16 protein-coding genes are annotated in these 14,149 nt (G+C 46.4%); 15 read left to right on the top strand and 1 reads right to left on the bottom strand.

Translation table 11 applies throughout. The features are described from left to right. The 10 genes from ruvX (at nt 1) to Q9R36_RS16025 (ending at nt 9,433) form a co-directional block, all read left to right on the top strand. Nucleotides 1-417: a Holliday junction resolvase RuvX gene (gene ruvX, locus Q9R36_RS15980; RefSeq protein WP_094766997.1), complete on the top strand. Its 417-nt coding sequence runs from the start codon at nt 1-3 to the stop codon at nt 415-417. Nucleotides 418-429: 12 nt separating this feature from the next. Then, nucleotides 430-717 carry a DUF1292 domain-containing protein gene (locus Q9R36_RS15985; protein WP_009791701.1) on the top strand — a complete coding sequence of 96 codons (288 nt, stop codon included), beginning with the start codon at nt 430-432 and terminating at the stop codon, nt 715-717. A gap of 368 nt (nt 718-1,085) precedes the next feature. Next, a complete protein-coding gene (gene mltG / locus Q9R36_RS15990; RefSeq protein ID WP_101550386.1) occupies nt 1,086-2,219 on the top strand; it encodes an endolytic transglycosylase MltG in 1,134 nt (377 codons plus the stop codon). A gap of 409 nt (nt 2,220-2,628) precedes the next feature. Further along, nucleotides 2,629-3,267 carry an O-methyltransferase gene (locus Q9R36_RS15995; protein WP_311225511.1) on the top strand — a complete coding sequence of 213 codons (639 nt, stop codon included), beginning with the start codon at nt 2,629-2,631 and terminating at the stop codon, nt 3,265-3,267. Between the two features lie 5 nt (nt 3,268-3,272). Further along, nucleotides 3,273-4,202, top strand: a complete 930-nt coding sequence (locus Q9R36_RS16000) for a peptidase U32 family protein (RefSeq protein WP_148949000.1) — start codon at nt 3,273-3,275, stop codon at nt 4,200-4,202. 47 nt (nt 4,203-4,249) lie between these two features. Further along, nucleotides 4,250-5,518, top strand: coding sequence for a peptidase U32 family protein (locus Q9R36_RS16005; protein WP_101550382.1), 1,269 nt, complete (start codon nt 4,250-4,252; stop codon nt 5,516-5,518). A gap of 4 nt (nt 5,519-5,522) precedes the next feature. After that, nucleotides 5,523-6,158, top strand: a complete 636-nt coding sequence (gene udk, locus Q9R36_RS16010) for a uridine kinase (protein ID WP_009791706.1) — start codon at nt 5,523-5,525, stop codon at nt 6,156-6,158. A gap of 166 nt (nt 6,159-6,324) precedes the next feature. Next, a complete protein-coding gene (greA, locus tag Q9R36_RS16015; protein WP_009791707.1) occupies nt 6,325-6,801 on the top strand; it encodes a transcription elongation factor GreA in 477 nt (158 codons plus the stop codon). Between the two features lie 72 nt (nt 6,802-6,873). After that, the gene (locus Q9R36_RS16020) at nt 6,874-8,634 is read left to right on the top strand and encodes a peptidoglycan D,D-transpeptidase FtsI family protein (RefSeq protein WP_311225512.1); all 1,761 of its coding nucleotides are present in this window, start codon (nt 6,874-6,876) and stop codon (nt 8,632-8,634) included. Nucleotides 8,635-8,740: 106 nt separating this feature from the next. Beyond that, a complete protein-coding gene (locus Q9R36_RS16025) occupies nt 8,741-9,433 on the top strand; it encodes a DUF1510 family protein (RefSeq protein WP_311225513.1) in 693 nt (230 codons plus the stop codon). Nucleotides 9,434-9,623: 190 nt separating this feature from the next. Here the strand turns inward: Q9R36_RS16025 and Q9R36_RS16030 are convergent, their stop codons facing one another. After that, nucleotides 9,624-9,833 (bottom strand): YrzA family protein, encoded by a 210-nt coding sequence (locus tag Q9R36_RS16030; protein ID WP_009796258.1) that lies wholly within the window; start codon nt 9,831-9,833, stop codon nt 9,624-9,626. Nucleotides 9,834-10,049: 216 nt separating this feature from the next. Here Q9R36_RS16030 and Q9R36_RS16035 point away from each other — a divergent pair, with 216 nt between their 5' ends. The 5 genes from Q9R36_RS16035 (at nt 10,050) to Q9R36_RS16055 (ending at nt 13,884) form a co-directional block, all read left to right on the top strand. Next, entirely contained in the window at nt 10,050-10,688 is a 639-nt protein-coding gene (locus Q9R36_RS16035; RefSeq protein ID WP_311225514.1) for a class I SAM-dependent methyltransferase, read from the top strand. Between the two features lie 15 nt (nt 10,689-10,703). Next, nucleotides 10,704-11,408 (top strand): 5'-methylthioadenosine/S-adenosylhomocysteine nucleosidase, encoded by a 705-nt coding sequence (mtnN, locus tag Q9R36_RS16040; RefSeq protein WP_311225515.1) that lies wholly within the window; start codon nt 10,704-10,706, stop codon nt 11,406-11,408. A 28-nt stretch (nt 11,409-11,436) separates the two neighbouring features. Beyond that, nucleotides 11,437-12,360: a PLP-dependent cysteine synthase family protein gene (locus tag Q9R36_RS16045; protein ID WP_101550375.1), complete on the top strand. Its 924-nt coding sequence runs from the start codon at nt 11,437-11,439 to the stop codon at nt 12,358-12,360. A gap of 1 nt (nt 12,361) precedes the next feature. Beyond that, a complete protein-coding gene (locus tag Q9R36_RS16050; RefSeq protein ID WP_009796254.1) occupies nt 12,362-13,498 on the top strand; it encodes a bifunctional cystathionine gamma-lyase/homocysteine desulfhydrase in 1,137 nt (378 codons plus the stop codon). A 116-nt stretch (nt 13,499-13,614) separates the two neighbouring features. Then, nucleotides 13,615-13,884: a YrhC family protein gene (locus tag Q9R36_RS16055; protein WP_262382929.1), complete on the top strand. Its 270-nt coding sequence runs from the start codon at nt 13,615-13,617 to the stop codon at nt 13,882-13,884. Nucleotides 13,885-14,149 lie beyond the last annotated feature (265 nt).

Consider the following 14,149-nt stretch of genomic DNA (forward strand, 5'->3'; position numbering starts at 1 on the left):
ATGAGAAGCATGGGGCTGGATGTGGGTTCCAAGACTGTAGGCGTAGCGCTGAGCGATGAGCTTGGCTGGACTGCGCAGGGATTGGAGACCATCCGCATTAATGAAGAAGAAAAAGAGTTTGGTTTTGATCAATTAGGTAAAATAATTAAAGAGTACGATGTCAGCACCATTGTGGTAGGCCTCCCTAAGAACATGAACGGGACGATTGGTCCCCGGGGAGAAGCAAGCCAGTTTTTTGCCGGCGAGCTAGAAAGGCTCTTCGGGCTTCCTGTCGTCCTTTGGGATGAACGCCTGACTACAATGGCAGCAGAACGCGTTCTGCTTGAAGCTGATGTAAGCAGGAAAAAAAGGAAAAAAGTAATCGATAAAATGGCTGCCAGCATGATCCTTCAAGGATATCTGGACAGCCGGAAATGATGAGGTGGCATAATGGAACACGGAGAAAAGAACATTACAATCGTAGATGAAGACGGCAACGAACAATTATGTGAGGTGCTATTCACATTCGACTCTGAGGAATTTGGCAAGTCTTACGTATTATACTATCCTGTAGGAGCAGATGAAGATGATCAGGATGACATCGAGATCCATGCTTCTGCATATGTGCCTGGGGAAAGTGAAGAAGGCGACCTGCTGCCGGTTGAAACAGATGAAGAGTGGGATATGATTGAGGAAATGCTCAATACCTTCCTTGATGAAGAAGAAGGCGAAGAATAAGAGCTGAACCGGTCCTTTAGAGGGACCGGTTTTTCTTTTCTGTTCTAATTTAATCACTGTCTAGCAGCTGGGCCTGCCCCCTCGAGGTCACAAGACAATCCTCCCAAAAAGAACGCCTTTCCGGGGGGGGGTCTTAAGGCCCCCGGGGATGGGTGTCATGCAGGCGTTGCCACAGGACGTGGCGTTATTAGCCTGGGTTCCTTAAGGGTGAGCAAGGCGCTTACGCTTTTCTCAAGGAAAAGAGTGGAAAATTTTTGGTTTTTCGCTAAATTTCGCACGCTGATTTTGAAAGTATAGTATAATAATGCGAGATTATATAAAGGAACAGGCCAAACAGCCTTAGAATCCTGTACACTGAGGGGGATTAGATGTCTGCTGAAGAAAAGAATTCTAAAAAAGACCTGATTCGGCAAAAGATGCTGGAGCGTCAGAGTGAGGCAAAGGTAGTCCGCAAGATTGTGCTGATCATTGCGGCAGTCCTTGTGCTTACAGTCGGCCTGGTTGCCGGAGGAGGCTACTTTTACATAAAGTCGGCTCTTGAGCCAACTGATCCGGGCAATAAGAAGAAAATTCCCGTTGAAGTGCCGATCGGGTCTTCCGTTGGCGAGATCTCACGCCTGCTGGAGGATAAAGGGCTCATCAAGGATGCCCGCGTCTTCAAGTATTATGTTAAGCTTAAAAACGAATCCGGATTCATGGCAGGGGATTATCCTCTGAATCCGTCAATGACGATCCCTGAAATTATTGAAAGCTTGAAGACTGGAAAGGTCGTGCAGGAAGCCGTGTTTAAGCTGGCTATTCCTGAAGGCAATCAGCTTGATCAGATATCCGGTATTATTGCCGATAAAACCGGGCAGAAGCAAGAGGATGTTTTTGCCAAGCTTAATGATAAGGAATTCATCAGCACATTGATGGAACAATATCCAGAGGTGCTGACAGAAGAAATACTGAATGAAAATATCAAATATCCGCTGGAAGGATATCTCTTCCCTGCAACATACCCATTTTATAAAGAAGATCCAACTATGGAAGAGATTGTGAAAGTTATGCTCGATAAGACACGAGAGGTGCTTGCAGAGTACAGCCCTCAGGCAGAAGAGCAGAATATGACTCCGCACCAGCTTTTGACCATGGCTTCCCTCATCGAGGAAGAGGCTACCCAGCAGGTGGACCGGAATAAAATTGCCAGCGTATTCTACAACAGGATTGAAACGGGCATGCCGCTTCAGACTGACCCGACAGTCCTTTATGCAAAGGGAGAACACAAGTCGAGAGTCCTTTATAAGGACCTTGAAGTGGACTCACCGTACAATACGTACAAAAACACGGGATTGACCCCTGGTCCGATCGCCAACGCAGGCACCATGTCAATTGAAGCGGCCCTTAACCCGGAGGACACGGATTTCCTGTACTTCCTTGCCACCCCGGAGGGAGAAGTCCTATTCTCCAACACACTTGATGAGCATAATGAGAAGAAAGCAGAACACATAACAAATAATTAGAAATGACTCAGGGCTCCCGGCACGTGCTGCAATTGCTTCAGAAGCGTTTCGGGAGGCCAGAAAAAGGGAATGCGGAAACACTCGCATTCCCTTTTTGTTTATGGTAAAATAGTTCAAGTGTTTTATACAGACTGTTTAATTGGCGGATTCTTTCTGCCCGGCACGCTGCAGCGGAACTGCCGGCAGATGCCTATATAGCGATTATTATCTTTCTGCACAGTAAGCCTGTGCATCCTTCATACGCATGTGTGATAGCGTGAACCACAGACAAGCATGGATTGGCTTCACTTAAGCCCTTTTCTGTACGGCCTTCCTTAAGGCTTTGCGAAACATCCGCTCTGTTGTGCGCTATTTTTTCATGCCTGAAACGGAGGGCTGCAGGCGGTAAAAGGATGGAGGGGAAGACTGCTTGCTGACAGATAAAGTACATGGATATATAGAGGGACTGATTCCTGAACGGCCGGGACTTTTCCTTGAGATGGAGGAGTATGCAAAAGATAATGGTGTACCCATCATGGAGCTGCCGGGGATAGAAGCGCTTCTCCAGCTGCTCAGGATTCAAAAGCCGAAGCAAATACTTGAAGTTGGTGCAGCAATAGGATACTCTGCTCTCCGGATGTCGTTCGCGATCCCTGATGCACATATTGTGACAATTGAAAGGGATGAAGAGCGGATTGAATCGGCCCGCGGATATATCAGGGCTGCAGACCGGGAAGACCAGATCACCCTGCTTGAGGGTGACGCCCTTGAGCTCGAGGGAGAAACATCAAAATATGGTCCTTACGATGCGGTATTCATCGATGCGGCAAAAGGCCAGTATAAAAAATTCTTTGAGATCTATGCGCGTCAGCTATCAGATGGCGGCTTGATCATAACGGACAATGTCCTGTTTAAAGGGCTAGTCTGTGAAAGTGAGATCGAGAATAAGCGCATTCGCAGTCTTGTGAAGAAAATCAGCGAGTTCAACGCATGGCTGATGAACCATCCGGATTATGATACTGTCATTCTTCCGGTCGGCGACGGCGTTGCAATCAGTAAAAAGAGGTGACCATAATGAAAAAACCTGAATTGCTTGTTACTCCAACAGGTACAGAAGATATCATCCCGCTTGCGGAAGCTGGGGCAGACGCTTTTGTAGTTGGCGAGCAGAGATACGGCCTGAGGCTGGCCGGCGAATTCAGCAGGGAACAAGTAGCAGAAGCAATCACATTGGCCCATTCAAAAGGCAAAAAAGTGTATGTGGCTATGAACGCCATTTTCCATAATGAAACAGTGGACGAGCTTGGCGATTATATCCGTTTTGTGCAGGAATCAGGGGCAGACGCGGTTATTTTCGGCGATCCGGCTGTATTGATGGCAGCACGTGAGGCAGCACCTGACATGAAGCTGCACTGGAATACAGAAACAACAGCCACAAACTGGTATACATGCAACTACTGGGGAAGAAAAGGTGCCAAGCGCTCTGTGCTTGCCCGTGAAATCAATATGGATTCGATTATTGAAATCAAGGAAAACGCAGAAGTTGAAATCGAGGTCCAGGTTCACGGCATGACTGCCATGTTCCAATCTAAGCGCTCCCTTCTCGGGAACTATTATGAATACCAGGGAAAAGCGATGAAGGTCGAAAACCGGGCGAAAGAGCAGAATATGTTCCTTCATGATAAAGAACGGGAGAATAAATATCCGATTTTTGAAGACGCAAACGGGACCCATATCATGAGCCCTAATGATATCTGCATTATTGATGAGCTCCAGGAAATGGTCGAGGCCGGTGTGGATTCATTCAAGATTGACGGTATCTTAAAATCTGCAGATTATATCCTGGAAATCACAAAGCTCTACCGCAAAGCAATCGATTTGTGCACAGAAAGTCCTGAAGAATACGAAGAAGTGAAAGATGATCTGCTGAACGCGGCGGAAGAAATCCAGCCTGACAGCAGGCCGCTGGATACAGGCTTCTTCTTTAAAGAAACCGTATATTAATTCAAAACTATTAAGCCTATTTTGACTTATAATCAGGAGGTTTTATCGTGAACGCAATTAAAGATAATATCTCGCAAATAGTGGACGGCAAAAGGGTAATCGTCAAAAAGCCTGAGCTTCTTGCTCCGGCCGGAAACCTGGAAAAGCTGAAAATTGCCGTCCACTATGGCGCAGATGCCGTTTTCATCGGCGGCCAGGAGTATGGGCTCCGGTCAAATGCCGGCAATTTTACATTTGAGGAAATGAAGGAAGGCGTAGAGTTCGCAAAGAGCTATGGTGCAAAAATTTACGTGACGACCAATATCTTTGCCCATAACGAAAATATTGACGGGCTTGAGGACTATCTTCTCGGCCTCAAGGAAGCGGGAGTGGCTGGAATTATCGTAGCTGATCCCCTTATCATTGAAACCTGCCGCAGGGTTGCCCCTGAAATCGAGGTTCACCTGAGCACCCAGCAGTCACTTTCAAATTGGAAGGCCGTTCAGTTCTGGAAGGAAGAAGGGCTTGAGCGGGTTGTGCTTGCAAGGGAAACTAGTGCCGAAGAAATCCGTGAAATGAAGGAAAAAGTGGATATTGAAATTGAAACATTCATCCATGGCGCAATGTGCATCGCCTATTCAGGCCGCTGTACGCTGAGCAACCACATGACAGCAAGGGACTCCAACCGTGGAGGCTGCTGCCAGTCGTGCCGCTGGGATTATGATTTATACAAGCTGGAAGGCTCTGAGGAAGTGCCGTTATTCCAGGAACAGGATGCACCTTTTGCCATGAGCCCTAAGGATCTGAAGCTGATAGAATCGATACCGCGCATGATTGAATTGGGCATCGACAGCCTCAAGATTGAAGGCCGCATGAAGTCGATCCATTATGTGGCTACAGTTGTCAGTGTTTATCGCAAGGTCATTGATGCTTATTGTGCGGATCCCGATAATTTTGTGATCAGGCAGGAATGGCTGGAGGAATTGGACAAGTGTGCGAACAGGGAAACGGCGCCTGCCTTCTTTGAAGGGGTTCCAGGGTATAAAGAGCAGATGTTTGGAAATCATAGCAAAAAGACGACCAATGATTTTGCCGGCCTGGTCCTTGGATATGATGAAGAAACGCAAATCGTCACACTTCAGCAGCGCAATAAATTTGCACCGGGGCAGGAAGTGGAATTTTTCGGCCCGGAAATCGAGAACTTTACACAGGTGGTCGATAAAATCTGGGATGAAAAAGGCAACGAGCTTGACGCTGCCCGCCATCCGCTGCAAATCGTCCAGTTTAAACTGGACAAGCCGGTATACCCTAACAACATGATGCGGAAGGAGTTTTAACATAATGAATCGCAAACCTGTTGTTATTGGTGTTGCCGGCGGATCCGGCTCTGGAAAGACAAGTGTCACAAAAGCGATTTATGAAAGCTTTAAGGGTCATTCGATCTTAATGCTTGAGCAGGATTATTATTATAAAGATCAGACCCATCTTCCCTTTGAAGAAAGGCTGAAAACAAATTATGATCATCCGCTTGCATTTGATAACGACCTTCTGATTGAGCATATCGAAAAGCTGCAGAGCTATGAACCCATTGAGAAGCCTGTCTATGATTATGCCATGCATACAAGGTCCACTGACGTCATCCATGTGGAGCCAAAGGATGTCATCATCCTAGAAGGCATACTTGTACTGGAGGATGAAAGGCTCCGCAGCCTTATGGATATGAAGCTTTTTGTGGATACCGATGCAGATTTGCGCATCATCAGGCGCCTTTTCAGGGATATTAAGGAACGGGGCAGATCAATGGATTCAGTCATTGAGCAATACGTCAATGTTGTACGCCCGATGCACAACCAATTCATCGAGCCGACGAAGAGATACGCAGATATCATCATCCCGGAGGGCGGCCATAACCACGTGGCCATTGACCTGATGGTAACAAAAATTCATACAATTCTTGAACAAAAGTCATTTTTATGAAACAATAGCATAGAAAAAATGTTAAGATAAGTCTAATGAACAGAAAGCATGCGCGCCCTTTGTCAAAAGGACGCGCTCCTGTGCATTTGCGAATAAAGCAGATGCTTACATACTTACCAATGCACAATCTAAATGGGGGTTGTGATTCTAGAAGGAGTGAAGGATATTGGCTACAGAAAAAGTATTCCCAATGACACAGGCTGGAAAAGAAAAGCTTGAGCAGGAACTGGAGCATTTAAAAACAGTAAAGCGTAAAGATGTTGTAGAGCGTATCAAAATCGCTCGCAGCTTCGGCGATCTTTCCGAGAACTCTGAATATGATTCAGCGAAAGAAGAGCAGGCATTTGTAGAAGGGCGCATCACTACCCTTGAAAATATGATCCGCAATGCAAAGATCATCGAAGAGGATGAGGCAAGCGGCGATACAGTGACACTAGGACGCTCTGTTACATTTGTTGAACTTCCGGATGGAGAAGAAGAATCTTACACAATCGTCGGAAGTGCAGAGGCAGATCCGTTTGAAGGAAAGATTTCCAATGATTCTCCAATCGCAAAAAGCCTGATGGGCAAAAGGGTCGGGGATGAAGTGACAGTTCAGACACCGGGCGGGGATATGAGCGTCCGCATTACAAGCATTAAATAAGGAACCAGTCTTTTTCATAAATATGGTTTGAAATGGGCACACCTCGTCAACACTTTTGACGAGGTGTTTTTTATGTGGAAAAAAAGGGCCATCATTGTCATAAGTATATTCATGCTGGGGATTGTTCTGCTGATCGGGCGGCTCATCCAGATCCAGCTTGTTTCAGCAGAACACTTTTCTGCTCATAATATCAATCTTCTGGATGCCAGCGTCAGGCAGCGTTCCCAGGAGATGGTGATCGACAGCGGGAGAGGCTCTTTCCTGGACAGGAATGGCGAGCCCCTGACCCATCAGGAAATACCTGTACTGGTTTTATTTCCATTTTTAAAAAATATGGATTGGGATTCGCAAAAGGTAGCCTCCATCACAGGCATATCGGAAACTGCCCTTTTATATAGCATCAAAGGAGCAAAAGAGCCGTTTGCCTATGGCAAGCCGAAGCCTCTTGAATTGACCGATGTACAAGCTGAACAAATCAATTCACTTAAGATACCTGGTGTATTTGCTGTTGAAAAAAAATACAGCCTAGCCAATAATCTGGCAGAACAGCTGATCGGCATCACCGGACAGAATAAAGAAGCGGTGCAAAAGCGCTATCCCGGCAAAAACCTTCCTGAAGATACCGTGATCGGCGTTTCCGGTCTTGAAGAAAGCTTTGATGAGTTTCTGATGCCCGATGGCGAATCCAAACTTGTCTACCATGTGGATGCGGCAGGAGGCCCGCTGTTTGGGATAAACGTCAAATATGTCGAGCCTGCAAATCCTTTTTATCCTGTCAACATCAAAACCACTCTGGATGCGACCCTTCAGGAGGAAGCAGAACGGCTGGCAGATGTGCATGGAATCCGGAATGGGGGGATGGTTTTGTTGGATATAGAGAATAATACAGTCCTTGCCATGGTGTCCAGGCCGCAGATCAATAAGACGGCCCCTTATAAAGACGGGGGCCTGGTGAATGCAATGACCAAACAGCAGATTATCGGATCCGTTTTTAAAACGGTGGTGGCAGCTGCAGCCATTGATTATAACCTGAACAGCCCGGAAAGGCAGTTTGACTGCAGCCGGAAAATCAATGGCCAGCCGGACACGATTTACCAGCATGGAATGCTAAATTTTACAGACAGCTTTGCCAGGAGCTGCAATAATACATTTGCAACCATTGCCAAGGAACTGAAAGAGATAGATCCTGCCATACTGGAGGACTATGCCGGAAAGCTGTCTCTTACAGGAAAGTCAGGCTGGGAAGGGGATATCTATCACTTCACTGATTTCCATCAGCTCGCGCGGGAGGATGAAGGCCGGGTATTTTACTCAGAGGATGCCAAGAAGGACAGCAATTTTGTCGCCTTGACCGGCATCGGACAGCATGAAGTGAGGGCCACTCCGCTTGGGGTGGCGAATATGATGGCCACCATTGCCAAAGGCGGAAAAAAAGAAAGCATCCGTGTTGCCTCTGAAATTGAATATAAAAATGAAACCTCGCTGCTGAAATTTCCGTCCAAAGATTTAGGGGGCGGCAAAATATCCCCTTATACGGCTATGAAACTGCAGAAGCTTTTGAGAGAAGTTGTTGTCAATGAAGAAGGAACCGGAAGATGGTTCAAAGAGCTTCCATATTCAGTGGCCGGCAAATCAGGAACTGCGGAGACAGGACAGTTCGATGATGGAGAGCAGCTGCATAATAAATGGTTTGCGGGATACTTCCCTTACGAAAAACCCAAATACGCCCTTGTCGCAGTCAATCTTGGAGTCAAAGAGAACGAAGGGGGAGTCAATCCGCTTTTTGCGGATATGGTTAAAGCTGTCCATGGGTTTGATGAAGAAATGGAATAGAAGAAGCCCGCAGCCGGCAAGTTTTTCTAACATCAAATTCCTTCATGTTTTGCCGGCACTCATGGTAGAATGTTGACAACCATATATATGGGGAGGAGAAAAACACGTGAATGGCAATTTCGAAGAATCAAACGGGTCATCCCGCTCAGGGAAAAGGGCTAAAAGAAGAAAAACCAATATTATTCTAAATACGCTGATCGGGGTTGTGCTCTTATTGATCATTATTGTATCTGCCGCGATATTCCTGGGCGGCAATGATGATGAAGCAGCCGAGCAGGCACCGGCGTCTGAAAAAGCCGATCCAGAAAATAATGATAAGAATAATGATAATAATACATCTGATGAAACAGCAGGCCAGGAAGAAGAAGCAGACCAGGCTGAAGATTCCGCCCAGGATGGCGGAGATGCTGAAAATGCAGATGAGGATAATGGAGAAGAAGCGGAAGAAGACCAGGATATTGAGGAAGATGCAGAGGTCACCGACGGCGGCAGTGCTCCTGATGTCGAAAAGACCATTGTTAATCCTTCATGGCAGCCGGTCGGCACTTCCCAGACAGGCGAGCACACAGCAGTCTATGAAGGCGTGGACTGGAATGAGATGGTCCAGGCCATCACCTATGCCACTGGAATACCTGAGAGCAATATGACCATCTGGTTCTTAGGAAATAACGGCCCCAATCAATCGGTCGGTACCGTCTCCACCAAAGACCAGCAGGAAAAATACCGTGTCTATATTGAATGGGTGGACGGACAAGGATGGAAGCCTGTTAAAATGGAAGAGCTGAACAGCATCCAATAAAGTAAGGCTCTTTTCTTAAACTTTGTTGTTTTCCATTAATGCTTACCATGAAATATCATGATAAGAAAAGAGCTGCTCTCTTTACAAAGAGAAAGTCTTTTTCCGAAAGCAGCAATCTAACGAAAAAAGCCTAAAGGAAAAACCGGCCCGCCGGGTGATCTGTATAAACAGATTGCCGGGGGGCCGGTTTTTATTTATGTTTAGATTTAAAGAGAACGACGGCAGAAAAGTAAGTCCTTCCGTTCTCATCCACATGCATTTGATGGGAGACATGGTGGACAGTCAGCAGGATCGCTTTGTTTACTTCAATCTGATCGTTTATTTTCTTCTCCAGGTCCTTTAATTTCTCCGCCTCAAAAAATTCAACCTTATCTTCAATCATATCAAATTGAAAGTTCATGAGAATCTTCCCTTCTTGCTTTGTCACCCTTATTTTACAGGAAGTTCCGCAGATTTTGTACAGGCCGGCCCAGATTTGGGACAGGATTGTGCAGAAAGTTCCTGGATGATTTCTGTTGAATAAAAAAATAGTCTGTGATAAATTGAGAACAAGTCACTTTTTAATTCATAGTATACTTATAGGATTTATGAGTATACAAAAACAGGAGTGAAAAAAATGGGGAAAGAATTTATTGAGCTGTTTGAGCAATGGGCGGATTCATACGATGACAGTGTGACCGGACATGATCTTGAATATAAAGAGGTTTTCAGAAATTATGAAGGGATCCTGGATGCAGTAGCCGGCCGCGCATCGGGTCATGTACTGGAGTTCGGCCCGGGGACTGGCAACCTGACGGCAAAGCTCCTGGAAAAAGGGCTCCGGGTAACTGGTGCTGAGCCTTCTCCTGCCATGAGGAAGATTGCGAGGGAAAAGCTTGGGGAGCAGGCGTCTATCTTAGAGGGAGATTTTCTATCCTATCCTGATCAGGATCCGGTCAATACGATTGTGTCTACTTATGCTTTCCACCATTTGACCGATGCAGAAAAGAACGAAGCGGTTGCATCATATAGCCACCTGCTTGCGATAGGTGGTAAAATAGTTTTTGCGGATACAATGTATGAGTCTGAAGAAGCCTATAAGAAAGCGATATCAGATGCAGAAGAACAAGGCTTCCACAATCTTGCAGAGGATCTGCAGCGTGAATATTACACAACCATCCCGGTCCTTAGAGGGATATTGGAACAGAATGGTTTTAAGGCAAGTTTTGCCCGCTGCAATGACTTTGTCTGGCTGATGGAAGGTGAAAAAATTTAAGAAAGAGGTTCTATCATGAAAATAGCAATCATTGGAGCAATGGAAGAAGAAGTGACTCTATTAAGGGAAAATATTTCAGAGGCAGCAGCAGAAACGATTGCCGGCTGTGAATTCACTTCAGGAAAAATGGATGGAGCCGAGGTTATCCTCCTTCGCTCCGGGATCGGCAAAGTAAATGCGGCAATGTCCAGTGCCATTCTTCTCGAACGCTTCAAGCCCGACTATATTATCAATACAGGATCAGCCGGCGGCTTCAATCCTGATCTTAATGTCGGAGATGTGGTCATTTCCACGGAAGTCCGCCACCATGATGTCGATGTTACGGCGTTCGGCTACGAATACGGACAGGTGCCCCAGCTGCCTGCAGCATTCGAGGCAGATCAGGATCTTATCAGGATTGCCGAGGACTGTGCCAGGGAAATCAGCGATATACAAACTGTAAGGGGCCTGATTGCAACTGGCGATTCCTTCATGAGTGATCATGAGCGTGTCGAGGCAATAAGGACAAAATTTACGGATCTGCAGGCTGTAGAAATGGAGGCCGCAGCAATCGCACAGGTCTCATACCAATTTGGAACTCCATTTGTGGTCATCCGGTCTTTATCAGATATAGCGGGGAAAGAATCTGATGTTTCATTCGACCAGTTCCTGGAGAAAGCGGCCCTGCATTCAGCAAATCTCGTTATGAAAATCGTTTCTTCGCTTAAAGAGAAAGCATAAGGAAGGCGAAAAAAGGGAGAGAGCCTCTTTGAAAGTTTTTAAAAGTGTCCATGAGCTTATTGGAAATACACCGATCATAGAGCTTCAGCATTTCGAAGTGCCTGAAGGAGTCAGGCTGTTTGCCAAGCTGGAGTTCATGAATCCCGGAGGCAGTGTGAAGGACCGTCTCGGGATGGAGCTTCTGAATGAAGCGTTTGAAAGCGGCAAGCTGAAAAAAGGCGGTACGGTAGTTGAGCCTACAGCAGGAAATACCGGGATTGGCCTTGCTCTGGCAGCCCTGAATAAAGGCATTAGCGTGAAAGTAATCGTACCTGAGAAATTCAGCCTGGAAAAGCAGGACTTGATGCGGGCTTTGGGAGCGGAGGTTATCAATACTCCGACTGAGCTTGGAATGAAAGGCGCAATCGCAAAGGCTGATGAACTATTGAAGGAAATTCCGGGCTCCTACTGTCCAAGGCAGTTCGGCAATCCGGCCAACCCTGAAACCTACTATAAGACGCTTGGCCCCGAAATTTGGGAGCAGATGGCCGGAAACGTTGATGTGTTTGTGGCAGGAGCAGGCACTGGCGGAACTTTCATGGGAACGGCAAGATACTTAAGGGAACAAAATCCTGATATCAAAACCGTCATTGTGGAGCCCGAGGGATCTATTTTGAATGGCGGAGAATCAGGGCCGCATAAAACGGAGGGCATCGGCATGGAATTTTTGCCGGATTATATGGATGAAGCCTATTTCAGCAGCATCCATACTGTCCTTGATGCAGATGCGTTCAGGCTTGTGAAGGAGGCTGCAGAAAAAGAAGGTCTCCTGGTCGGGAGCTCTTCAGGCGCCGCCCTCCATGCAGCGCTGGCTGAAGCGAAGGAAGCAGCACCGGGGACGAATATCATCATGATATTCCCTGACAGCAGTGAACGCTATTTGAGCAAGAAGATTTACGAAGGAGGCATTTAATATGAAAAGAAAAACAAAACTCATACACGGCGGGATTGCAGGAGACCCGCATACTGGGGCCGTCAATATTCCAATATATCAGGTCAGCACATATAAGCAGGAAGGTGTCGGGGGACATAAGGGCTTTGAATATTCCAGGACAGGAAACCCGACAAGGCATGCGCTTGAAGAGCTGATCAAGGACCTTGAAGGAGGCGAGGCAGGATTTGCCTTCGGTTCCGGCATGGCAGCCATTACAGCCGTTATGATGCTGTTCGACAGCGGTGACCATGTCATCATGACAGATGACGTATACGGAGGCACCTACCGCGTTATGTCCAAAGTACTTAACCGTTTTGGGATAGAGTCATCATTTGTAGATACAAGCAATCTTGACAACATTGAAGCTGAAATTAAGCCCAATACAAAGGCTGTGTATCTTGAGACGCCGACAAACCCTCTTCTTAAAATCACAGACATTGAAGGGGCTGCAGCAGCTGCAAAGAAGCATGGCCTGCTGACTATCGTCGATAATACATTCTCAACTCCATACTGGCAGACACCGATCAGTCTTGGGGCGGATATTGTCCTTCACAGCGCCACCAAATATATCGGAGGCCACAGTGACGTAGTAGCCGGCCTCGTAGTCGTGAACAGCAGCAAGCTGGCAGAGGATCTTCATTTTGTCCAGAACTCCACAGGAGGGGTGCTTGGCCCGCAGGACAGCTGGCTGCTGATGCGCGGAATCAAGACACTTGGGGTGCGCATGGAAGAAACAGAAGAAAACACAAAAGCAATTGTTGAATTCCTGCAGAACCACCCTGCTGTAAGCAAGGTTTACTATCCTGGCATTGAATCGCATCCAAACCATGAAGTGGCCAAAAAACAGGCACAGGGCTTTGGCGGAATGGTCTCATTTGATGTCGGCAGCGAGGAGAATGCCGACAGGCTCCTCAGCAAGGTAAAGTACTTCACCCTGGCAGAGAGCCTTGGAGCAGTTGAAAGCCTGATCTCAGTGCCGGCCAGGATGACGCATGCATCCATCCCAGCGGAGCGCCGTGCTGAACTCGGCATAACAGACGGGCTTGTACGTATTTCTGTCGGACTTGAAGATAGTGAAGACCTGATTGAAGACTTGAAAAACGCACTGGAAAAGTAAAACAGCGGAGAGCCTGAATAGGGCTCTCCTTTTTTATCAGAAAGTAATTTAACAGATATTTACATCGAATAGCTGCCATAATTATGTTATGGTAGATGCATAGCTTAGAAAAGTAGGTGAACGCATTGAAGACACATGCAAAACAGCTTTATCAGAAAATGGTAGATTATAAGAGGTTTGCAATTGCTTTACTGGCAGTCGGCGCGTTTTTCTATTTGGGTGTGATCATTCCGCAGGAAGCGAAGGAAGCTTCCAGCCTTAATATCATGGCTGCTGCTTCAATGGTGTTTCTGCTTGGTTCTATATATTTCTTCTCAGTTTCCAGAAAGCTGCGGAGCAAGCTCAGCGAGATGGATGAAGGCGAAGAATTTCTGATGAAAAAATAAAGATTTATAGATAGCAGGGTTCGGGGTGATATACTCCGAGCCCTTTTACTTTTTATAAAGCTTATCCTGATACTTCCCAATGCTATTCTCCTTGCTTTTTTACAGCTGCCTGATAAGAAAAAAATAAAAATTAAAAAAAAGGCAGATTTTAGGTTTACAAAAGGATTAAAAGTGGATATACTTACCAATGTAAGCGAATATTTCTAGATAAGGAGGCTGAACGAAATGATCAATGTAATGGTGATGAAGTCAAAAACAACTAAAT

The sequence above is a fragment of the Bacillus sp. AG4(2022) genome, from assembly GCF_031844465.1.
Lineage (GTDB): Bacteria > Bacillota > Bacilli > Bacillales > Cytobacillaceae > Bacillus_AB > Bacillus_AB infantis.